The organism is Micromonospora sp. NPDC049374 (assembly GCF_040677165.1).
Taxonomy (GTDB): Bacteria; Actinomycetota; Actinomycetes; order Mycobacteriales; family Micromonosporaceae; genus Micromonospora.
In genome coordinates this window covers 91,870-113,373 of the sequence record NZ_JBFAQH010000010.1, presented here as the reverse complement: position 1 = coordinate 113,373, position 21,504 = coordinate 91,870, and the positions used below count along the sequence as shown (strand labels likewise).

Here is a 21,504-nt window from a genome sequence, read left to right as displayed (position 1 = left end):
CCGGTCCGAGGCTGGGGGGTATGACCGATCAGCTGACCACGCCCCTACAGGTCACTGCGCGACTCCGCACACCCGTCACGGAGCACGACCACGTCCGTGGTCCGCTGAACGCACCGGTGACGATCGTCGAGTACGGCGACTTCCAGTGCCCCTTCTGCGGTCTCGCCCACGCCAACCTGACGGAGGTGCTGCGGCAGCGGGCCGACACCGTCCGGCACGTCTACCGCCACTTCCCGATCACCAACATGCACCCGTACGCCGAACGGGCCGCCGAGGCCGCCGAGGCGGCCGGACGGCGGGGTCGGTTCTGGGAGATGCACGACTGGCTCTACGAGCACCAGGACCAATTGGATCCGGTGCACCTGACGCTCGGTGTCGAGCAGCTCGGCCTGCCCGTCGACGAGGTGGAGGCGGAAATCGGACGGCACGCGCACGGCGACCGGATCCGACACGACTTCGTCGGTGCCATCCGCAGCGGGGTGGACGCCACCCCCACCCTCTTCGTCAACGACGTCCGCCACGACGGCGACTTCACCCCGCCCACCCTCCTCACCACCATCGACGCCGCCACCCCCTGACCCCCGTTGATCATGAAGTTGTTGTCGCGCCACGCCGGGCAGGGGCACAACAACTTCATGATCGACGGGGAGGGGCCTCGGGGTGGGACAGGTCAGATGAGATGGAGTTGGCGGGCGCGGCGGACGGCGTCGCGACGGCGGGTGGCGTCGAGCTTGCGGTAGATGTTGCGGACGTGGGTCTTGACCGTGTTGACGGAGACCGACAGTTCGGCGGCGATCTCCACGTTGGAGAGGATGCTCTGCAGGTAGCGCAGGATCGTCAGCTCGCGTTCGGTGAGCGGCTCGTCAAGCGGTGCCATCGCCGTGTCGGCGGTGGCCGTCCCGCCCCCCTGCCCGGCCGGCGCGTCGACGGCGCGTACCAGGTCGCTCACCAGTGACCAGTGGGCGGTGCCGGAGTCGAGGTGGGCGGCGAGCAGTTCCCGCAGTCCCGGCTCGGCCTGCCGGAACGGGCGACGGTAATCCTCCGGTGCGGCCAGGTCGAGCGCCTGCTCCAGCAGCCGGCCCGCCCGACGGTCGTCGCCCGCCCCAACGGCCAGCACCGTGGCCAGCAGCGCGGCGTCGAGGCGTACCGGCAGCGGCCAGTCGGCCGCCGCTGCGGCGGTCCAGTCCGGCAGCAGACGGTCGGCGGCACGTGGGTCACTGGCCCGCAGTTCGGTCCGGGCCGCCGCGACGGCGAGCGCCGCCGCCGCACCGGTCACCGGCCCGGACGGCCACTCGCCGGCCAGCTCCCGGGCGGTCTGCACGTCGCCCCGCGCGCTGTGCAGGTCCAGCTCGGCGGCGCGCAGCCACGAGCCCAGCTCACCGCCGCGCGTGCCCCACCCGGTGCGGGCCTCCACCAGCAGCCGGTGGCCGACGCTCGGCTCACCCTCGTCGTGGCGCAGGTACGCGCGGCACCAACCGGCCACCGCGCCGGGCACCGGTTCCCCGCCGGCCGGCGCGGCCAGCCCCAGGTGTGCCTCGGCCTCCGCCGGCTGGCTCCGGTGCAGCGCCACGACCGCCAGCGCGAGCTGCGCGTACCCGCAGTCGAGCAAGGCCGCCCAGCCCTGGCAGTGCGGCAGGGCCAACGCCGCCCGGGCCGCCTCCTCGGCGGCGCGTAGCTGTCCACGCAGCGCCGCCACCAGGGACCATCGGCTGGCGCAGACCAGCTCGGTGCGCGGACGTGCCGCCTGCCGGGCGGCCGCCAGCGCATCGGCGAAGCCCGTCGCGGCCCCGGTCAGGTCGCCCTCGTCCAACGCAAGCAGGGCGAGCGCGGTACCGGCCACAGCGCGCACGTCGGCGGCCTCTCCGGCGTGGCCCGGCGTCCCGGCCACACCGCTGCCGGCCGCCGTCGCGACGGCGGGTACGGGCTGCGGGTCGTCGGCCGGGTGGCCAGCGTCCGTGGCGAGCAGGCGGGCGGCGGCGTCGCGTACCGCCTGCGGGTCGCCGGCCAGTCGGGCGAGGGTGAGTTCGACCGCGGTGACCAGCCGACCGAACCGGGACCGGCGCGGTTGCGGCAGCCGCCGGGTGTGCCCGGTGGCCAGCCGCAGGTACGCCACGGCTGCCCCGGTGTCGCCGTCGAGCGCCCGTTCGGCGGCGCAGGCCAGCGCGAGCTCCGGGTCGCGTTCCACCGCTTCCGGCGGCGGTGACGCGGGCACCGGCCCGACGCCGGCCGGCCGCTCGTAGGGCACCAGTTCCGGCCACCGGACCACGAACAGATCGGTGGCGGCGGTCCAGTCACCGGCAGCGAGCGCGTGGCGCAACGCGTCGGCGGGTCGGCCGTTGTGGGCGTACCAACCGGCCGCCCGCAGGTGCAGGTCGTGCAACTCCACCGCGGGCAGCCGGACCAGCTCGCGGTGCAGCAGATCGGCCAGGAGCGGATGGCACCGGTACCACACCGGCCGGCTGCCGTCATGGTGGAGCAGACCGCTGTCGTCGGCGAGGGTGCGCAGGCGTTCCTCGGCGTCCGCGTCGCCGCTGAGGGCGGCGGCGAGGCCGGCGCAGACGGCGTCGACGACCACCGCGCGGCGCAGCAACTCACGGTCCGTCGGCTCCAGTCCGGCCAGCGGCTCCGCCCGCAGGTAGCCGGCGATCTCCGGCTGGTCGGCGCCGAGTTCGCTGATCCAGCGCTCCGGGTCCGGCTGGTCACGCAGGGCGAGCGCGGCGATCCGCAGCACGGCCGCCCATCCCCCGGTCCGCTGCCGCAGCCGGGCCACCGCGGCGGCCGGCACCGCCACCCCGTGCGCGGTGAGCAGATCGGCGATCTCGTCGCCGGTGAATGCCAGGTCGTCCGGGCCGATCTCGGTCAACTCCCCGGCCAGCCGCAGCCGATGCACCGCCAGCGGCGGACCGGTCCGCCCGGCCGCCACCAGCCGCAGCCGCTGCTCGCTGTGGCGAAGCAGGAACTCCAGACCGGCCAGCGCCGCCGGTTCGGTGATCCGGTGCAGGTCGTCGACGATCAGCACCAGGGGCCGTTCCCGGGTGGCCAGGGCGGCGGCAAGGATCTCCAACTCGTCCGGACGCGGTGCCCGGTCGGGCAGCGGCGCTTCCGCCGGGTCCACGACGGAGCGCAGCGCGGCACCGAGATACGACCAGAGGCGGTCCGGGTCGTCACCCGCCTCAACCGACACCCAGGCCGGCACCAGCAACTCCGGCGCAGCCTCCTGCCGCGACCGCCACCAGGTGGCCAGCAGTGTGGTCTTGCCCCAGCCGGCAGGTGCCCGGAGCAGGGTGACCGGGCGGGTCACCGCCTCGTCGAGCAACCGCGCCAGCCGGGGCCGCAGGACCATCGGTTCTCCCGGCACGGCGGGTGCCAGCCGGGAGGCCAGCAGGGGTGGGCCGCCCGGTGCACGGACCGCCGCGTCGACCCGGACGGTGCTGCGGTCATCCGGCATCCGGCCCACCCCCACGGACGCGTGCTTCCTCCCCCGGCCCTGCGGCGGGCGGTTACCCGACCCGCGACGGTTCACCCCTTCCGGGGGAACCGGGTTCACCCGGCCAGCGGCGAAGCTGGCGATGAGCTGGGCGGACGCGTCGCAGATCCCACCGGGTCACCCGGCGACACCGTCCGGTCGGGGGAACGACACGGTCGGGAGCGGGGTCGGAGGTACGAGTGGGACAGGTCGGGACAGTTGTCGCGGTGGCCGGCGCCCTCGGCGTGGCGGCGGCCAGGGCCGCGCGGACCGTCGTCACCCGGCAGCGGGCCCGGCACGCCCGAGACCCGGGACGCTGGCAGGTGGTGACGGTCGACCGGCCACCGGAGCAGGTACTGCCCACCGCGGCCTGGCCCGAGCCGCTCCGCCGCCTCGACGGCGCCGTCGAGGTCGCGGTGGCGCGCGCACCTGGCGGCCGGGGTACCGAACTCGCGGCCCGGCCACGGCCGCACGCGGCCTGGCCCGGGCTCTCCGCGCACCTGCTGGGCGACGACCCTGGCCTGCTGGTGCGACAAGCGTTGTGGCAGGTCAAGCAGCTCGCCGAGACCGGTGAGGTGCTACGCGCCGACCGGACGCCCGGCGAGCGCGGGCCGGTGGTGCCGATCGACATTCCCCGGCCGCGGACGGACGGGCCGCCACGGTGAGAGCGCTGTGCTGGACCACCGGCGGCGAGTTGGCCGTACGCCAGGTGCCCGACCCGGAGCTGCGAAACGACCACGACGTGATCGTCCGGGTGCGGCGCAGCGCCACCTGCGGTGCCGACCTGCCGCTGCTCACCGGGCAGGTGCCGGGCCTGGCCGCCGGTGACGTGCTCGGCCACGAGTTCCTCGGCGACGTGGTCGAGGTGGGCGCCGGAGTACGCCGGCACCGGGTCGGCGACCGGGTGGTGGTCTGCGCGTCGGTGGCCTGCGGTGCCTGCTGGTACTGCCGGCGAGGGTTGCCGTCCAGCTGCGACAACGGCAGCAGCGACCCGAGCGCGAGCGAGGCGGAGTGGGGTCACCCCGTGGCGGGCTGCTTCGGCCAGCCCCGGGCCGCGGGTGGCTTCGCCGGCAGCCACGCCGAGTACGTACGGGTGCCGTACGCCGACGTCGGGGCGTTTCCGGTGCCGGAGTCCGTCGGCGACGACCGGGCCCTGTTCGCCTCGGACGCCGCACCGGCCGGCTGGCTGGGCGCCGAGGGAGGCGAGGTGCGACCCGGTGACGTGGTGGCGGTGTGGGGAGCGGGTGCGGTCGGTCAGCTTGCCGCTCGGGCGGCCTGGCTGCTGGGTGCCGAGCGGGTGGTCGTCGTCGACCGGCACCCCGCGCGGCTGCTGATGGCGCGGCAGCACGTCGGCGCCGAGACCATCGACCGGCGGGGCACCGATGTCGCGGCGCAGCTGCGGGAGTTCAGCGGTGGGCGGGGACCGGACGTGTGTGTCGAGGCGGTCGGCGGTCCGGCGGGGGAACACCGGTCGCTCGCCGACCGGTTCACCGGCCGCGCCCCGGTGCCGGAAGCGGTCCGGGAGGCGGTGTACGCCTGCCGCAAGGGTGGCAGCGTCTTCGTCCTCAACGGCGGCGTCCGCCACGTCGACGCGTTCCCGGCCGGCACCGTCGTGCACAAGGGACTGACCGTGCGCGGGGGACGCCAGCACGGCCAGCGCCACATCCCGATGCTGCTGGACCGGATGGCCCGCGACGAGCTGCGTACCGAGCATCTGGCCACGCACCATTTCCCGCTGGAACAGGCCGCGGAGGGGTACGCCCTGTTCCGCGACCGGCCAGAGGAGTGCCTCCGCGCCGTGTTCACCCCGCAGTGACCGGGACCGGGCGGATCGGCGGCGACGGTGGCATGATCGCGGGATGGCTGCCCAACGTTCGTACGACGTGGTGCTGTTCGGGGCGACCGGGTTCACCGGTGGGCTCACCGCCCGCTACCTGGCCCGGCACGCGCCACCGGGACTGCGCTGGGCGATCGCCGGCCGCAATCCCGACAAGCTGGCCGCGGTCCGGGACCAGTTGACCGCGATCGACCCGGCGCTGGCCGGGTTGCCGCTGCTCACCGCCGACGTCACCGACCCGGCCTCGCTGCGTGCGGTGGCCGCCGACGCCCGGGTGGTGGCCAGCACCGTCGGCCCGTTCGTCCACCACGGTGAGCCGCTGGTGGCCGCCTGCGCCACCGCCGGCACCGACTACCTCGACATCACCGGCGAACCGGAGTTCGTCGACCGGATGTACCTGCGCCACCACGCCGAGGCGGTGCGCACGGGTGCTCGGCTGGTGCACGCCTGCGGCTTCGACTCGGTCCCGCACGACCTCGGTGTCTGGTTCACGGTCAAACAACTGCCCGCCGACACCGCCGTCACCGTGGACGGGTACGTGCGGGCGGGCGGACGGTTCTCCGCCGGCACGTACCACTCGGTACTGACCGCCTTCTCGCGTACCGGTGAGGCGTCGCGGGCGGCCCGCGAACGCCGCGCCGCCGAGCCACGCCCGACCGACCGCCGGGTCCGGGCCGTGTCGGGCCGACTGGCCCGCTCCCGGGACCTGCCGGTCTGGGCGGTACCGCTGCCGACCATCGACCCGCAGGTGGTCCGCCGCTCGGCCGTGGCCCGCCCCGAGTACGGTCCGGATTTCCGCTACCGGCACTTCGCGGCCGTGCGGCGGCTGCCGACGGTGCTGGCCGCCGGTGCGGGACTCGGAGCCGTGGTCGGGCTGGTGAAGCTGCCGCCGACCCGACGCTGGCTGCTCGGCCGGCTCGCCTCCGGGCAGGGACCGAGCGCCGAGCAGCGGGCGAAGTCGTGGTTCACGGTGCGTTTCGTCGGCGTCGGCGGTGGGCGACGCGTGGTGGCGGAGGTGGCCGGCGGCGACCCCGGCTACGACGAGACCGCGAAGATGCTCGCCGAGTCGGCGCTCTGCCTGGCCTGCGACGATCTGCCGGCCACCTCGGGTCAGCTCACGCCGGTCACCGCGATGGGCGACGCGCTGCTGCACCGCCTCACCGCGGCCGGCATCACCTTCCGGGTGCTGAAGGAGGAGCCGGCGGCTTGACCCTCGACCAGGTCGAGGGGGCAGGATCGGGCCGTGGACAGTGACCTGCGCAGCATCGGTGAGCTGGCCCGGGCCAGTGGGCTGACGGTGAGCGCGCTGCGGTTCTACGACGCCGCCGGGGTGCTGGTCCCGGCCCGGGTCGATCCGGTCACCGGGTACCGCTGGTACGCCGACGACCAGGTGGCACCGGCCCGGCTGGTGGCCGGGCTGCGCCGGATCGGCCTGCCGGTGGCCGAGATCGCCCGGGCGGTACGCGCGGAGCCCCCGGTGGTGCGCCGGCTGCTCGACGCGCACCTGGGGCGGCTGGCGGACGGACTGGCCGAGGCGCGGCGCGAGGTCGCCCGGATCCGTCGCCTGCTCGCCGACGACCAGCCCCCGCCGGCCACCCGACTCGTCCTGACCGGGTGTGCGTTGTCCGCCGCCGTGGACGCCGTCCGGTTCGCCGTCGGCACCGACCCGGCGCTGCCGGGGCTGGCCGGCGTGCTGCTCGACGTGACCGACGAGGGGATCCGGCTGGTGGCGACCGACCGGCATCGACTGGCGGTGGCGACGGCCGGCGCGACGGTGCACGGTCCGGCGGTGCGTGCGCTGCTGCCCGTGGCCGCGGTCGACCGGCTGCGCCGGCTCTCCGACGAGGCGGTCACCGGCGAGGTACGGCTGACCCTGGTCGGACGGCAGGTCGTCGCCGACGTCGCCGGGCGTCGGTTGCGGGTGACGACGCTGCCGTACGACTTTCCCGACTATCACGCCCTGCTGCCGGGAGCGACCGGCGGGCCGGCCCGGCGGGTGCCGGTGGACGCGCCGTGGCTGGTCGCCGCGCTGCGCTCGGGTGCCTCGACGGTGACCCGGGAGCACGCGGGCGGCCCGCTGCCGGTGACCGTGCTGGGGCTGGGCGGCCGGGACGCGCTACGCCTGCTCGACCCGGACGAACTGACCGACGATCCGGCCGGTCGGGCCGACGCCGAGCTGCGGGTCGGCGTCAACGGGGGGTACCTGCTCGACGCCCTGCACGCGGCGGGTGGCCCGCGCCTGGTGCTGGAACTGGATGGCCCGGTCACCCCGCTGGCCATCCGGCGGGCCGACGATCCTGCGGCCTTCTCCATCCTGATGCCGATCCGACTCTGACCGCGGCGACCCGTCCGGGTCCGGCTCGGACCGGACGTCGAAACCGCCGGTCCGGGGTGGGTCGGGTGCGGGAGGCGGGGCGATTCGGGCGCGACGGTAGCATCTGGAGGTCCACCCGAGCCCGGACGGAGGCGTACGGAGCAGCATGCTCGACATGGAGTTGATCCGGAAGGATCGCGACGCGGTGGCGGCCGCGCTGGCGAAGCGGCTGGACGCCGCCGAGGTCGACCGGGCGCTGGAGGAGATCCAGCAGCTCGACCGGGAGCGCCGCCGGCTGATCAGTGAGATCGACGGGGAACGCCAGCGCCGCAAGGCCGAGGCCCGGGCGTACGCGCAGGCGAAGCGGGCCGGTGTCGAGCCGCAGGTCACCTCCGACGACGGTCGGAAGCAGGTCGCCGAGCTGGAGGCGGAACTCGACGAGGTGCAGGCGCGGCTGCGTACCACCATGAGCGAGCTGCCCAACCTGCCCGCCGAGGACGTGGTGCCCGGCGGTAAGGAGGCCAATCGGGTGGTGAAGACCTTCGGTGCGCCACCGGCGATCGAGAAGGTCCGCGACCACGTCGAGCTGAGCCGGATGCTGGGTCTGGTCGACCACGAACGCGGCGTCAAGCTCGGCGGCTCCGGCTTCTGGATGTACACCGGCCTGGGTGCCCGGCTGGAGTGGGCGCTGATCAACTGGCTGATCGAGCGGAACATCGAGGCCGGGTACGAGTTCCTCCTGCCGCCGCACCTGCTGCTGGACAGCGCAGGTTTCGCCGCCGGCCAGTTCCCCAAGTTCTACGACGACGTCTACCACCTGGACAAGCAGTCCGCGCCGCGCGGGCAGTTCCTGCTGCCGACGGCGGAGACGGCGATCCTCGGTGCGTACCAGGACGAGATCCTGGAGACCGCGAAGCTGCCGCTGAAGGTGTTCGCGTACACCCCGTGCTACCGGCGCGAGGCGGCCGGCTCGCACTCCGACGAGCGGGGCACCGTGCGGGGCCACCAGTTCAACAAGGTGGAGATCTTCCAGTTCACCCTGCCCGAGCAGGCCGACGCCGCGCTGGAGCAGATGGTCAGCCACGCGGAGAGCCTGGTCGAGGGGTTGGGTCTGCACTACCAGCGCAGCCTGCTCGCGGCCGGCGACTCCAGCGCGTCGATGCGCAAGACCCTGGACATCGAGGTGTGGATGCCCAGCACCGGCAAGTACAAGGAGGTCTCGTCGGTCTCCTGGGGCGGTGACTACCAGGCCCGCCGGGCGGCGATCCGCTACCGCGAGCCGGGCGGCAAGCAGACCCGCTTCGTGCACACTCTCAACGGCTCCGCCCTGGCCACCAGCCGCCTCTACCCGGCCATCCTGGAGCAGTTCCAGCAGCCCGACGGCTCGGTCCTGGTCCCGGAGGCCCTCCGCGACCGCCTAAACACCGACCGCCTAACCCCCCACTGACCCACCCCACCCCCACCCCACGCCCCCTCCCCCCGCCCGCCCGCGGGCCGGCCCGCGGACCGGCCCGCGGACCCGCGTTGATCATGACGTTAGCGGCGATGTTGATCTCTAAGGCTGCCGCTAACCTCATGATCAACGCGGTTGGGAACGCGGTGGGGGTGGGGGTGGGGGCGGCGGTGGGTGGTGAGGAGGGCTAGGGCTAGGAGGGCGGCGAGGGTTGCCGCCAGGAGGGTGGGGCCGGCGGTCGCGATGGTGTCGGCGAGCCAGCGTTGGAGAGCGGTGGCGGTGGTGACCAGGGGATCGGTGAGGGCGTCGCGGTTGCCGGCGGCCAGCCGCGCCTCGTACCAGCCGTACCAGGCGACGTAGCCGCCGGCGAGCAGCAGCACCAGCCCGCTGGCCCGGGGTGCCCAGGCGCCGACGCCGCGCAGCCGGGCCACCACCTCGCCGCGCAGCAGCGCCACGCCGAGCGCGGCCACCGCGACCACCAACCCCATCCCGAGGGCGTACGCGCCGAACAGCGCCAGCCCGCGTGCCGTCGAGCCGGCCTGGAGGCTGGTCACCACGGTCGCCAGGAACGGCGCGATGGCGCAGCCCAGCGAGGCCCCATTCCGAACAGCACCATCGACGGCAACGAGCGGGTCAACCGGGGCGCCCGGGCCAGCGGGCGCAGGGTCGGCAGCCGCCGGCCGGCGAGCAGCCAGCAGCCGAGCAGCACCAGCAGCAGGCCCAGCCCCACGGTGAACCAGGGCAGCCGGGGCCGCAGCCAGTCGGCGACCGGGGCCAGCGCCAGCCCGAAGGCACCGAACACCAGGACGTACCCGAGGGTGAGCGCACCCGCGGCGGTCAGCGCCCGACCGACGGCACCCCGGGTGTCGGTGGTCCCGGCGACCAGCAGCGACAGGTACGCCGGCAGCATCGCGAAGCCGCACGGGTTGACCGCGCCGAGCATGCCCGCGGTCAGCGCGAGCAGCAGCGGCGCTTCCATCAGGTGGCCAGTGCGGTGACCCGGCGGGTGAGATCCTCACCGTCCAGCCAACCCTGGTGAATCACCCGGCCGTCCCGGTCGATGATGACGAAGGTGCTCTGCTCGACGACCTCGAAGCGTCGCCAGATCACTCCCTCCCGGTCCTCGATCTGCGGCATCGGGCCCAGTTCGAACTCGGTGACGAAGTCGGTCATCGCCTTGCGCTCACCTAGCCCCGCGACACCGATGATCGGCACGCTCTGCCGGAAGCCGGGCTCGATCTCGGCGATCGTCCACGCCTGGCTCGCGCAGGTGGCGCACCAGGGCGCCCAGAACCAGAGCACCACCGGCCGGCCGGCCAGGGTGGCGGCGTCGAAGGCCGCACCGTCCAGGGTGGTGCCGGTGAACCGCAGGGTGTCCGGCACCGGCACCTTGCTGGTCGGCCCGGTCGACGGGGACGTGGCGTCGGCCGTGGCGGACGCCGGGCCACCGGCCGGCGGGGCCGCCTCGGCGTTCGGACCGGCGCCGCATCCGGCGGTGGCCAGCACGGCGGCGAGCAGGGCGGCGGTGGCCGCCCCGGTGACCCGTCCGGTTGGTGGAACCGACCCCATCGGCGTCTCCTTCGGTTCGCTCGCCCGTCACCCGGGCAGCCACGCCGCCCGGTCGGCGGACTCAGGCCTCGGTCAGCCGCAGCGCCAACGCCGGGCAGACCTTCACCGCCTTCACCGCGCCCTCCCGCAACCAGGTCGGTACGGGGGTGGGCGGAAAGGCGGGATATCCGTTCTGGTCCAGCCGGATGAAGTCCGGCACCACGTGGGCGCAGAGGCCGTGCCCGTCACAGCGGGACCAGTCCAGGACCAGCTTCTGCGGGTCGGGATCGGGGGCGCCGGGCAGACCCATCATGCCCTTGACCCGCCGTCCGCAGCCCTCCCCGGTGGTGTGCTTCTTCAGGTCCTCGGCGAAGACCTCCATCGCCGAGAGCGCGAAGCGGGACGTGCCGTCGGGGTGGCTGCACGCGCCGCGACCCTTGACGTCGCCGGCGGCGGCCCGGACGACCTCCACCGGCGCGCTGCCGGAAACCGCCAGGTCGACGGCGCGGGCCAGGTCCGGCAGACCTCGTTTGCACGGGCCACACTGCCCGGCGGACTCGCCGGCCAGGTAACGGACCACCTGCGCCGCCTCACCGAGCGGGCAGGTGTCGTTGGCGAGCGGGACGATGATGCCGGCGCCGAGCGTGCCGCCGACCGCGGCGAGCCCCTTGCGGGAGACCTCGGCCTTCTCCGCCGCCTCCCGGGTGATCCACTTACCGTGGTAGCCGCCCATCAGGATGCCGGGACCGTCCGGCACCTCGCACAGTTCGAGGATCTCGGCCAACGGGGTACCGGCCGCGCACTCCACCACCGCGTGCCGCTTCGCCGCGCCGGTGATGCTGAGCAGCACCGTGCCGGGTTCGTCGTCGGTGCCGAGCGCCGCGTACTCGTACGGACCGAGTCGGGCGGCGATCGCCATCTGGGCGTACGTCTCGGCGTTCGACAGCAGGGTCGGCATCCCGCCGACGCCGGAGTCGCTGGAACGCTTCTTGGTGCCGGGCGGGATGTGCGGCAGCCCGTTGATCCCGTTCACAAGCGCGCCGCCCTCACCGCTGATGAACCGGTGCGGCACCGTCACGACGCTTGTCGGCGCCGGCATCCGGCGCTCGTCCAGGGCCTCCATGAGGGAGTCCCGGCCCACCAGGTCGTCGGCGACACAGAGCACGATCTCCTCGGCGTCCAACGCGAACGCGGCCAACGCGGCACCGTCGAGGATCAGGTGCGGTGCCCGGGTGAGCAGGACCTTGTCCTTCCAACTTGCCGGCTCACCCTCGGTGGCGTTGACCACCACCACGGGCGGCAGATCCTGACGTTCACAGGACTCCAGCACCGCCCGCAGCTTCCGGGCGAACGGGAAGCCGGCACCGCCCTTGCCCTTGAGCTGGACGCCCTCGGCCAGCCGCAGCAGGTTGGACGGCTCCATCGGGCTGATCGGGCCGTGCACCAACTCGTGGGCGCGCAGGTCGAGCCGGCCGAACTCGGCGAACCCCGCGGTGAGCCGGGGTTCACCCACGGCAGCGACCGGGGGAACGGTAGTCCGCATCGTCACTTGGCCTCACCCCGCAGCCCGGCCCAGTAGGCGCCGTCCACCGAGTCCGGGTCGGCCCGGCGGCGACGCCGGCTCTCCGCCGACGAGGCCCGGCGGGCGCGTCGGGAGGCCAGGTCGACAAGGGTCGGAGTGTCGTCGTCGTCGGCCACGTCGTCCGGGGCGTACCGGGCCGGCGGGCGCCAGTAGTCGGTCTCCGCCTCCGGCAGGTCGTCCTCAGCGCTGTGCCGCCCACCGCCGCTGCGTGGCGCGGCGGAGATCGGCGAGCCGGAGATGGGTGCACCGGAGATCGGGCCGGCCGAGATCGAGGCGGTCGACTCCCACCGGCGAGGGCTGTCCCAGGGCTCCTCCGGCTCGTCCTCCATCCGCTGCGGCGGTGCCGAGTACCGGCTGTCGGTCCGGGACCGGCGGGAACGGCCGTACTCCTCCTCGTCGTCGGAGTCGCGGCGACGGCGGCGCACCGGCTCCTCGTACTCCACCAGGTCCTCGTCGCGACGGGACGCACGACGGCCTACCGGCTCGCGCTCCTCCTCGCGCCGCGACCGGCGACCGGTCGGCTCCTCGTCGCGCCGCGACCGGCGGACCACCGGCTCCAGGTCCTCCTCGACCCGCGCCGAGCGCCGCCCGGTGGTCTCCAACTCCTCGTCGCGGCGGGAGGAACGCCGACTGGCCGGCTCGGCATCGCGGCGTCGGCGCGCCACCGGCTCCAGCACCTCGGTCTCGCGACGCACGACCCGCTCCAGTTCCTCCTCCTCGCGGCGCGAGGCACGCCGGACGACCGGCTCGAACTCCTCGTCGCGACGGTCCCGACCGGCTCGTACGGGCTCGCGCAGGGTGCCCGGCTCGGGGACCACCGGCACGGTGAACCGTTCCGGGTCGTTGCGTCGGATGGTGGGGCTGGCCCAGGTCCCGGAGGTGCTGTCGGCCCAGCTGGTGTCGCGACGGACCCGCTTCTCGCGACCGTCGTCGGCTTCCTCGCGCCGGCCGGTCAGGGTGCCGAGCAGGGACTTGCCCCGGGTCTCCTCGGTGGACTTGGCCCCGCTCATGACCTCGTTCAGCACAGCAGCCTGCTGTTGCTCGCGGCTGCGCCGTTGCAGGGTGACCGAGAGGCGGACCATCAGGGCGAGCACGACCAGCACCACGCAGGCGAAGTAGCTCAGACCCACCCAGGTGGCGGGCGGACGGCCGGCGAGCAGACCGTGGAAGATGGCGAACGGCCAGGAGACGTACGCCATGGAGTGCAGGGCACGCCACACCCACTTCGGGCCGACGTCGGCGAAGCGGGCCCGGATGATCCCGGTCCAGAGCACACCCACCATCAGCAGCGCGGCGATGGTGCCGAGCCCGACGTAGAGGCCCCGGCCACCGACGAACGGCACGGCGGCGTCGGTCACCCCCGCCCGACCGCTGGCGATCTTCGTGATGACGTGGAAGGCCAGCCCGGCCACGCCGAGGATGCCGGTGGCCCGGTGCGCGGACTGCAACAGCACCCGGTGCCGGATGAGCAGCACCAGCCGATCGGTGGCGAGCAGTCCCATCATCACCGTGAGGCTCAGCGCGACCAGCGCGATCACGCCGGCGAAGAACTCGGTGAAGAAGAAGCCCATCGCGTACATCTTCTGGCCCGCGCCGGTGAGCATCGTCAACGCCCACAGCGCGGCGAGCCCGGACGCGGAGAGCGCCATGATCTGGCCGCGGGACCGGACGCGGATCCCTCGACTGCTGCTGCTGGTACGTACGGCAGCTGCCTTCTCGTTCTGCGTAGCCCGGACCATCTGCTCCTCGATCGTCTCGCGGCGGCGCACCGCCGGCCGACCCTGTTCCCCATTCCAGTACGCAGCGCGGCTCCAGTCGGATCAGTGTCGTAAGAAAAAATCTCGCCGAGTTGTCGAACCGCCCCGCCACCCGGCGCGTGTAACGGCCGCACCGCCGCCCTTCCCAGCCTGCACATTGACAGGCATTGAAATGAGCTTGTAACCTTTCCGAAATTTTCAGCCCTGATTGCAAGATCCGGGCAACCGCACCGCCTTCCCGTCCCCCGGCACCCCTGGAGCACCCGATGCATCGACGTCGACTCCGCCCGGCGATCGTCGCCCTCGCCGTGATCGCCGGCCTCCTCGCCCCTGGCGTGGTGACCGCACCCCCGGCCGCCGCCGCCCCCAGTGGCGGCAAGAAGGTCATCGCCAACCTCTTCGAGTGGAACTGGCCCTCGGTCGCCAGCGAGTGCAGCAGCACCCTCGGCCCGAAGGGCTACGGCTACGTCCAGGTGTCACCACCGCAGGAGCACGTACGCGGCAACCAGTGGTGGGTTGCCTACCAGCCGGTCAGCTACCGGATCGAGTCCCGCAAGGGCACCCGCGCGCAGTTCAAGTCCATGGTCGACACCTGCCACGCGGCCGGCGTCAAGGTGATCGTCGACGCGGTCATCAACCACATGTCCGGCCAGGACAACGGCGGCACCGGCTGGGCCGGCTCGACCTACCAGCACCACGTCTACCCCGGCATCTACCAGTCACAGGACTTCCACTACTGCGGACGCAACGGCAACAACGACATCGCCAACTACAACGACCGCTACGAAGTGCAGAACTGCGAGCTGGTCAACCTCTCCGACCTGAAGACGGAGTCCGACTACGTCCGCTCCCGGCTGGCCGCGTACCTCAACGACCTGCTGTCGCTCGGGGTGGACGGCTTCCGGCTGGACGCCAGCAAGCACATGCCGGCAGCCGACATCGCCAACATCCGCAGCCGGCTCAACCGGTCGGCGTACATCGTTCAGGAGGTCATCTACGGCGCAGGCGAGCCGATCACGCCGAACGAGTACACCGGCAACGGTGACGTGCACGAGTTCCGCTACGGCAAGGACCTGGCCCGGGTGTTCCGCTCCGAGCGGTTGGCGTACCTGCGTAACTTCGGCGAGGGCTGGGGCCATCTGCCCGGCGGCGTGTCCTCCGTCTTCGTGGACAACCACGACACCCAGCGCGACGACGGCGGCGTGCTCACCTACCGCGACCGGGGCATCTACGCCCTCGCCAACGCGTTCATGCTGGCCTGGCCGTACGGCTCCCCGACGGTGATGTCGAGCTACACCTTCAGCAGCCGCGACGCCGGCCCACCCTCGGACGGCAGCAACAAGACGCGCAACACGGTCTGCTACTCCGGCTGGGAGTGCGAGCACCGCTGGCCGGTGATCGCGAACATGGTCGGCTTCCGCAACGCCACCGAGGGTTCCGGGGTCAGCAACTGGTACGACAACGGCAACAACCACATCGCCTTCAGCCGGACCGGCCGGGGCTTCATCACCATCAACGACGAGGGCTCCGCGATCAACGGCCGCTCCTACTACACCGGACTCCCGGCCGGCCGCTACTGCGACGTCATCCACGGCACCTTCACCAACGGCACCTGCTCCGGCCCGGTCATCACGGTCGACGCCAACGGCTGGTTCGCCGCCAACATCCCCGCCCACGACGCCATAGCCCTCCACCTAAACGCCCGCCTCCCCTAACCGCCCTCCCCCTCCCCCTCCCACCCCCTTCACGCGTTGATCATGAGGTTGTTGCCCCAATGCGAGATCAAAAAGGGCAATAACCTCATGGTCAACCCTCAGGGGGCGCCAGGAGGGGGAGGGACTGCGGGGTTTGCGGGTTTTTGGGGGGATTGTGGGATGGGTGGAGGTAGGGTGGACGGGTGGGGTTTTTGAGGGGTTTGGGGGTGCGGGGGCGGCGGGGGGTCGCTCTCGGGGTCGGCGTGGCGGTGCTGATGGGCGGGGCCGCGTACACCGGGTGGGCGCTGACCCCGGCACCCGGGACGACGCCGGTCGCCGGGCCCACCGCCGAAGCGGCGGTGCCGACCGCGGAGGAGCCGCCGTCGGCCGACGCCGAGCGGGTGCTGCCCGCCGCGCCGGCACCGGACGGGCTCCCGGAGATCGACTACGACCCGGCCCCCGCCGGTTTCCCCGACGACCCGGACACCCTGGACACCACACCGCTGACCCAGGGCCTGCATCCGACCCGCAAGCTCGCCGCGTACGACGCACCCGGCGGCCGGCCACTTGCGTTCCTGATGCCGACCATCAGCGAGGTGGAGCTGACCGTGCCGATCGCCCGCCGCGAGTCCGGTTGGACGGCGGTGCTGCTCCCCTCGGCCAACCGCAAACTGGCCTGGCTACCACCCGGTGGCTTCCGCACCGTCGCACTGCGCGACCAGATCGTGGTGGAACGGACCGCCTTCCGGCTCACCTGGTACCGCGACGGCACCGCCAAACAATCCTGGCAGGTCAGCCTCGGCCAACGCGGCCAGGAAACCCCGCTCGGCCGGACCTTCGTGCTGGGCCGCACTCCACCGCCGGAGTCGGTCTACGGCGGGGTGGACATCTACGCCCTCGGCTCGATCCCCGACGACCTGGACTCGGTGCCGGCCGGGCTACGCGGCGCCCACATCGGCATTCACACCTGGTACCACGACGGTGAGCTGGGCGAGCAGACCACAAACGGCTGCATCCGGTTGACCGCCAGCGGCCAGCGCCTGCTGCTGGAGAAGGTGCGCCCCGGCACCCCGGTGGTGGTCGTCGACGAACTACCGGCCCCACCCGCCACCGCCTGAGCCAGTGATCGGGGCGCCAGCATTCCCGATCATCCGCTGACCAGCAGCGGCTCACCGGCTCCACCAACATCGTCGGTGACTATCGCGCCAGCAGTTGACGCGCCACAGTCGGAGCGTGACTCATCCCACCTCGGCGTTCGTCACGAAGCGGCCGTCCGACTCGTCACGCAGGTGTGAGCATCAGAAGCAAGCGTGCGATCGTCGGGCTGCTCGCTGTGACGGCTGCGGTCGTCGGCGTGTGGGCGGCTGCCTATCCCCAGTCGTTCTATACCGATTTTCCCTGGCCGGGGCGCAGCTGGGTCTCCGCACTCGGGCCGTACAACGAGCATTTGACCCGCGACGTCGGCGCCCTCTACCTGGCGTTGCTCGTCCTCAGCGTGATGGCTTGGCGGCGACCGACGCCGTCCGCGCTGCGGATGGCCGGCGGTGCCTGGCTGATCTTCACCGCGGTGCACTTTCTCTGGCATTCCCTTCACCTGCGGGTCTACCCACCAGCAGACCAGGTCGGCAACGTGATCGCGCTGGGCGGCAACCTGGTGCTGGCCATTCTGCTGCTCCTACCGGACCGCCCGGTCGAGGCGCAACAGCATGACACCGTCTCGCCAGACCCAGCTGTCCTGACGCCCCGAGCGGCGGCGTTGACGGTGGGCCTACTGGCCAGCGACCGACGCTCGATCGTCCGATCGGATGCTCTGGCGGGGCGGGACCATCTGCGAGGATCCGAGTTTGCGCCAGAGGAACTCCAGTGACATGGCCTCGATGAAGGCGCGCTGCTCGTTGTTGGCCGCCGCGCCGTGCCCGCCCTCGACGTTCTCGTAGTACGACACGTCGACGCCGTGCTCGCGCAGCCGGGCGGTCATCTTCCGAGCGTGCCCGGGGTGCACCCGATCGTCACGGGTCGAGGTGACGAACAGGACCGGCGGGTACCGCACCTCACTCCGTACGTTGTGGTACGGCGAGTATCCCCGCAGGTATGCCCAGTCCTCCGCCATGTCCGGGTCGCCGTACTCGGCCAGCCAGGAGGCGCCGGCCAACAGTCGGTGGTAACGCCGCATGTCCAGCAGCGGGACGTTCGCGACGACGGCACCAAGGAGCGACGGATAGCGGGTGAGCATCGCCCCCATCAGCAGGCCGCCGTTGCTGCCGCCCTCGATGCCCAACATGGCCGGCGTGGTGATGCCCCTGCTCACCAGGTCGGTCGCCACGGCCGCGAAGTCCTCGAAGGCGCGGGGGCGGTCGGCTCGCAGCGCGGCCCGATGCCACTGCGGGCCGTACTCGCCGCCGCCCCGGATGTTTGCGACCACGTAGGCGCCGCCGCGGGCCAGCCAACCCCGGCCGATGATCCCGTCGTAGCCGGGAGTCAGGGACACCTCGAAGCCGCCGTACCCGTGCAGCAGCGTCGGCCCGGCGGGCGCGGCCGGATCTCCGACCACGAAGTACGGCACCCGGGTGCCGTCGGCGGAGGTGGCGAAGAACTGGCGTACCGCCAGGCCGTCGGGGTCGAAGAACGCCGGTGCCCGCTTGAGCGTCTCGACGCCGCCGCCGACCCGTCCGAGCCGCAGCGTGGCCGGCTCGAGGAACCCCTCCGAGGCGACCAGGTACGCGTCGTCCCGGTCCGGATCCGTCTCCACGACGCAACTTTCCTGGTCGACCGGCACCCCGGGCAGCGGTTCGCGCCGCCAGCCACCCTCGCCGGGGGTGAGCAGTTCCAACCGGCTGCGGACATCGGTGAGGGTGGTCAGGATGAGGTGGTTGCGGGTCCAGGTGTACCCGTTGAGCGAGGTCCGGTCGTCCGGCTCGAAAAGCACGTCGAAATCCCGGTCACCGGCCAGAAAGCCGGCGAACCGGATCGCCAGCAGCGCACCCGCCGGGTGCGCCCGGTCGCCCACCCGCCACGGCGTGCGCGGCCGGACCAGCAACCATTCCCGGTGTACGTCCCAGTCGGCGTCCTCGGGCACCGGGATCCGGGTTCGCTCCCCCGCCCCGGTCAGCAGATAGCTCTCCGACCGGTAGAAATTCACAGTGCGCGTGACGAAGTCACGCTCGAACCCGGGCGTCAGGTCACGCCAGCCGTACGCCCCGATGTCGGTGGTGGACGCCTCGAAGGCGATCTCGGCCTCGGTCAGCGGGGTGCCGCGCCGCCACCGGCGCACCACCCGGGGATACCCGGAGTCGGTAAGCGATCCCGGCCCGACGTCGGTGCCGATCCAGATGTGGTCGGCGTCGATCCAGCCGACGTCGGTCTTGGCCTCGGTGACGGTGAACCCGTCCGCCACGAAGTCCCGGTCGGCCAGGTCGTACTCGCGGACCACCACCGCGTCCGCACCACCCCGGGACAGGCTGACCAGGCAGCGCCGGTGCTGCGGCGGCAGGGTCGCCACACCACCCCAGACCCAGTTCTCGCCCTCCCGTTCGGCCAGCGCGTCCAGGTCCAGCAGGACGTCCCACTCCGGCTCCGGCCGGCGGTACTGGTCGAGCGTGGTACGCCGCCACAGCCCACGTGGATGGGCCGCGTCGCGCCACAGGTCGTAGTAGAGGCCGTCGCCGCGCCACGCCGGGTACGGAATGCGGTCGTCCGCGTCGAGCACCTGCCGGATCTCGGCCTGGCGGGCGGCGAACGCCGGGCCGCCGGTAAGCGCCGCGACGGTCTCGGCGTTGCGGTCGCAGACCCACGTCGCGGCCTCCGAGCCGTCCAGGTCCTCCAGCCAGAGGTACGGGTCATCGCTGTCATCGGTCGAGATCGCCACCCTCGAACTATCGCCGACATCCCGCGCGGCGCCGGACTTGGCTGCTGTCGACATGGCGACTCCCATGGCGACGTCACCGGCTCCCACCACGACGAGGTTTGGGACCGGGCCGTCGAGGTTCGGGACCGGGCCGTCAGGTTCAACTGTCCCGGCGAAGCGGTCGGGTCCGGATAAGGGTGACGTTCGGCCCTGGCATGGGAACGGGCTGCGGGGGTATGACCGAGACATGAGGGCGAGTTTCCGGCTCGGCCGGATCGTGGGCGTACCGGTCGGGGTCAACTGGAGTGTCCTGGTCATCTTCGCGCTGATCTGGTGGGGGCTGTCGGCCAACCTGTTCCCGCAGTCGTACCCGGACCGGTCCGTGGTCGCGTACCTGCTGGCCGGGCTGACCGCCGCGGTGGTCTTCTTCCTCGGCCTGCTCGCCCACGAGGTGTCCCACGCGGTGGTGGCCAAGCGCAACGGCCTGGGCGTGCAGGGGATCACCCTGTGGCTCTTCGGCGGCGTCGCCGAGCTGCGCGGCGAGGCCCGCTCCCCCGGTGCCGAGTTGCGCATTTCCGGGATCGGCCCGCTGGTCAGTCTGATCATCGGCGTCTTCTTCGGAGCCATCGCGACGCTGCTCGCCCTGGCCGGGGTGCAGGGGTTGCTGCTGGGCGTGATGGCCTGGCTCGGCGGCATCAACCTGCTGCTGGCGGTGTTCAACATCCTGCCGGCGGCACCGCTGGACGGCGGGCGGCTGCTGCGGGCGGCGGTGTGGAAGGCCACCGGCGACCGGACCCGCGCCACGGTGGTGGCGGCCCGGGCCGGCTGGATTCTCGGCCTGGCGCTGATCGGGTTCGGGCTGTGGCGGTTCCTCACCGGTGCCGGCGTCGGCGGGTTGTGGCTGGCGCTTATCGGCTGGTTCCTGATCGGGGCGGCGACCATGGAGGAGCGGCAGGCCAGGGTGGGCGACGCGCTGCGCGGCATCCGGGTCGCCGACGTGATGACCCCGCAGCCGCAGACCGCCTCGGGTGAGTTGACGGTGGCCGACTTCGTGGACAACTACCTCTTCGCGTACCGGCACACGGCGCTGCCGCTGACCGAGGACGACCGGCCCGTCGGGCTGGTCACCCTCGACCGGGTCCGCGGCGTGCCGTCCGACGAGCGGGGCAGCACCACGCTGGCGGCGGTGGCCTGCCGCGCCGACGACCTGGTGCTGGCCTCCCCCGACGAGCCGCTGACCGACCTGCTGCCCCGGCTCAGCGACTGCGCCGACGGCCGGGCGCTTGTGGTCACCGAGGGCCGCCTGGTCGGCATCGTCTCGCCGAGCGACATCAGCCGCGCCGTGCAGCGCAGCAGCATGCGCGACCAGCTCACCACCGGCCGCTGACCGCCGACTGCGCTGCCTCAGTCGAGGTGGTCGGCCGGGGCGGTCTGCAACAGCCAGGCCAACGGCATGCGGGCCTGCTCGACGTACCGCCCTTCGCCGCCGAGTTCGTGCAACGTGACAGTCTGCGCGCTGTCCCGGTCCACGACCCAGTACCGGGGGATGCCCGCCGAGGCGTACTCACGCACCTTCGTGACCGAGTCCATCGCCTCGGAGCCGGGTGACACGATTTCGATTACGAGCGCGACGTCCGCCACCGCCGACCACACGCCACGCCGGGGAGGCTTGCGCCAGACGCTCAGGTCCGGAATCCGGCCACCGTTTCCGTCCGGCCCGGGGATGCGTACGCCGACCGCCTGGAGCACCTGTTCCGCAGGCCAGCCCGCCATGATCAGCCAGGCGAACAGTCGGCTCGCGATCGTCGCGTGCTCCGAGTCGGGCGGCGGCATGACCGACAGGACCCCCTCGGGGCTGGTCTCGTAACGATGACCGTTCGCGTCGGCGGCGTTCATCGCCGCCACGTCGTCGAGCGTCACGACGGCGGGCATGTGCATGCCGACAGCCTCAGCGCTCATGGGCTCATCCTAGTTCGATGTCCGGGCACATCCACCGGGCCGCGCCGCGC

General features: G+C 72.8%; 18 protein-coding genes. 10 read left to right on the top strand and 8 right to left on the bottom strand.

Going from position 1 to position 21,504, the window contains the following annotated elements:
* The first annotated feature begins 32 nt into the window (after positions 1-32).
* Positions 33-578 (top strand): DsbA family protein, encoded by a 546-nt coding sequence (locus AB0J93_RS18070; protein WP_363923419.1) that lies wholly within the window; start codon positions 33-35, stop codon positions 576-578.
* A 92-nt stretch (positions 579-670) separates the two neighbouring features.
* Here the strand turns inward: AB0J93_RS18070 and AB0J93_RS18065 are convergent, their stop codons facing one another.
* Positions 671-3,448 carry a LuxR C-terminal-related transcriptional regulator gene (locus AB0J93_RS18065; protein ID WP_363923182.1) on the bottom strand — a complete coding sequence of 926 codons (2,778 nt, stop codon included), beginning with the start codon at positions 3,446-3,448 and terminating at the stop codon, positions 671-673.
* 263 nt (positions 3,449-3,711) lie between these two features.
* Between AB0J93_RS18065 and AB0J93_RS18060 the strand changes: the two genes are divergently transcribed.
* The 5 genes from AB0J93_RS18060 (at position 3,712) to serS (ending at position 9,064) form a co-directional block, all read left to right on the top strand.
* Positions 3,712-4,131 (top strand): hypothetical protein, encoded by a 420-nt coding sequence (locus tag AB0J93_RS18060; protein WP_363923417.1) that lies wholly within the window; start codon positions 3,712-3,714, stop codon positions 4,129-4,131.
* Positions 4,128-5,282 carry an alcohol dehydrogenase catalytic domain-containing protein gene (locus AB0J93_RS18055; protein ID WP_363923180.1) on the top strand — a complete coding sequence of 385 codons (1,155 nt, stop codon included), beginning with the start codon at positions 4,128-4,130 and terminating at the stop codon, positions 5,280-5,282. The genes AB0J93_RS18060 and AB0J93_RS18055 overlap by 4 nt, the downstream gene beginning before the upstream one ends.
* Positions 5,283-5,325: 43 nt before the next feature.
* Positions 5,326-6,513: a saccharopine dehydrogenase NADP-binding domain-containing protein gene (locus AB0J93_RS18050; protein WP_363923178.1), complete on the top strand. Its 1,188-nt coding sequence runs from the start codon at positions 5,326-5,328 to the stop codon at positions 6,511-6,513.
* 45 nt (positions 6,514-6,558) lie between these two features.
* Complete coding sequence (locus AB0J93_RS18045) at positions 6,559-7,638, top strand: MerR family transcriptional regulator (RefSeq protein ID WP_363923415.1); 1,080 nt, start codon at positions 6,559-6,561, stop codon at positions 7,636-7,638.
* A gap of 145 nt (positions 7,639-7,783) precedes the next feature.
* Complete coding sequence (serS, locus tag AB0J93_RS18040) at positions 7,784-9,064, top strand: serine--tRNA ligase (RefSeq protein WP_363923176.1); 1,281 nt, start codon at positions 7,784-7,786, stop codon at positions 9,062-9,064.
* Between the two features lie 89 nt (positions 9,065-9,153).
* On the opposite strand, the gene AB0J93_RS18035 is transcribed toward serS, so the two are convergent.
* From AB0J93_RS18035 to AB0J93_RS18015, 5 genes are all read right to left on the bottom strand, one after another.
* Positions 9,154-9,624, bottom strand: a complete 471-nt coding sequence (locus AB0J93_RS18035) for a hypothetical protein (RefSeq protein ID WP_363923174.1) — start codon at positions 9,622-9,624, stop codon at positions 9,154-9,156.
* On the bottom strand, positions 9,621-10,049 hold the full coding sequence (locus AB0J93_RS18030) for a cytochrome c biogenesis protein CcdA (RefSeq protein ID WP_363923172.1): 429 nt from the start codon (positions 10,047-10,049) through the stop codon (positions 9,621-9,623). The genes AB0J93_RS18035 and AB0J93_RS18030 overlap by 4 nt, the downstream gene beginning before the upstream one ends.
* On the bottom strand, positions 10,049-10,639 hold the full coding sequence (locus tag AB0J93_RS18025) for a redoxin domain-containing protein (RefSeq protein ID WP_363923170.1): 591 nt from the start codon (positions 10,637-10,639) through the stop codon (positions 10,049-10,051). The genes AB0J93_RS18030 and AB0J93_RS18025 overlap by 1 nt, the downstream gene beginning before the upstream one ends.
* A 61-nt stretch (positions 10,640-10,700) precedes the next feature.
* Positions 10,701-12,161: an NADH-ubiquinone oxidoreductase-F iron-sulfur binding region domain-containing protein gene (locus AB0J93_RS18020; RefSeq protein WP_363923413.1), complete on the bottom strand. Its 1,461-nt coding sequence runs from the start codon at positions 12,159-12,161 to the stop codon at positions 10,701-10,703.
* 2 nt (positions 12,162-12,163) lie between these two features.
* A complete protein-coding gene (locus AB0J93_RS18015; protein ID WP_363923167.1) occupies positions 12,164-13,969 on the bottom strand; it encodes a ferric reductase-like transmembrane domain-containing protein in 1,806 nt (601 codons plus the stop codon).
* A 254-nt stretch (positions 13,970-14,223) separates the two neighbouring features.
* On the opposite strand from AB0J93_RS18015, the gene AB0J93_RS18010 reads away from it, so the two are divergent.
* The 3 genes from AB0J93_RS18010 (at position 14,224) to AB0J93_RS18000 (ending at position 17,518) form a co-directional block, all read left to right on the top strand.
* Positions 14,224-15,672, top strand: a complete 1,449-nt coding sequence (locus tag AB0J93_RS18010; protein WP_363923165.1) for an alpha-amylase family protein — start codon at positions 14,224-14,226, stop codon at positions 15,670-15,672.
* Positions 15,673-15,878: 206 nt separating this feature from the next.
* Positions 15,879-16,769 (top strand): L,D-transpeptidase family protein, encoded by an 891-nt coding sequence (locus AB0J93_RS18005; RefSeq protein ID WP_363923163.1) that lies wholly within the window; start codon positions 15,879-15,881, stop codon positions 16,767-16,769.
* Positions 16,770-16,942: 173 nt separating this feature from the next.
* A complete protein-coding gene (locus AB0J93_RS18000) occupies positions 16,943-17,518 on the top strand; it encodes a hypothetical protein (protein WP_363923161.1) in 576 nt (191 codons plus the stop codon).
* On the opposite strand, the gene AB0J93_RS17995 is transcribed toward AB0J93_RS18000, so the two are convergent.
* Complete coding sequence (locus tag AB0J93_RS17995) at positions 17,420-19,516, bottom strand: prolyl oligopeptidase family serine peptidase (protein ID WP_363923159.1); 2,097 nt, start codon at positions 19,514-19,516, stop codon at positions 17,420-17,422. The genes AB0J93_RS18000 and AB0J93_RS17995 overlap by 99 nt on opposite strands.
* A gap of 226 nt (positions 19,517-19,742) precedes the next feature.
* Here AB0J93_RS17995 and AB0J93_RS17990 point away from each other — a divergent pair, with 226 nt between their 5' ends.
* A complete protein-coding gene (locus AB0J93_RS17990) occupies positions 19,743-20,882 on the top strand; it encodes a site-2 protease family protein (RefSeq protein ID WP_363923157.1) in 1,140 nt (379 codons plus the stop codon).
* A gap of 17 nt (positions 20,883-20,899) precedes the next feature.
* Here the strand turns inward: AB0J93_RS17990 and AB0J93_RS17985 are convergent, their stop codons facing one another.
* Positions 20,900-21,454, bottom strand: coding sequence for a Uma2 family endonuclease (locus AB0J93_RS17985; RefSeq protein WP_363923155.1), 555 nt, complete (start codon positions 21,452-21,454; stop codon positions 20,900-20,902).
* Positions 21,455-21,504 lie beyond the last annotated feature (50 nt).

Excerpts from the sequence above, each read along its gene's own strand:
- AB0J93_RS18065 (WP_363923182.1), bottom strand. The coding sequence starts at position 3,448 with ATGCCGGATGACCGCAGCACCGTCCGGGTCGACGCGGCGGTCCGTGCA.
- AB0J93_RS18050 (WP_363923178.1), top strand. The coding sequence starts at position 5,326 with ATGGCTGCCCAACGTTCGTACGACGTGGTGCTGTTCGGGGCGACCGGG.
- serS (WP_363923176.1), top strand. The coding sequence starts at position 7,784 with ATGCTCGACATGGAGTTGATCCGGAAGGATCGCGACGCGGTGGCGGCC.
- AB0J93_RS18030 (WP_363923172.1), bottom strand. The coding sequence starts at position 10,049 with ATGGAAGCGCCGCTGCTGCTCGCGCTGACCGCGGGCATGCTCGGCGCG.
- AB0J93_RS18025 (WP_363923170.1), bottom strand. The coding sequence starts at position 10,639 with ATGGGGTCGGTTCCACCAACCGGACGGGTCACCGGGGCGGCCACCGCC.
- AB0J93_RS18020 (WP_363923413.1), bottom strand. The coding sequence starts at position 12,161 with ATGCGGACTACCGTTCCCCCGGTCGCTGCCGTGGGTGAACCCCGGCTC.
- AB0J93_RS18010 (WP_363923165.1), top strand. The coding sequence starts at position 14,224 with ATGCATCGACGTCGACTCCGCCCGGCGATCGTCGCCCTCGCCGTGATC.
- AB0J93_RS17990 (WP_363923157.1), top strand. The coding sequence starts at position 19,743 with ATGAGGGCGAGTTTCCGGCTCGGCCGGATCGTGGGCGTACCGGTCGGG.
- AB0J93_RS17985 (WP_363923155.1), bottom strand. The coding sequence starts at position 21,454 with ATGAGCGCTGAGGCTGTCGGCATGCACATGCCCGCCGTCGTGACGCTC.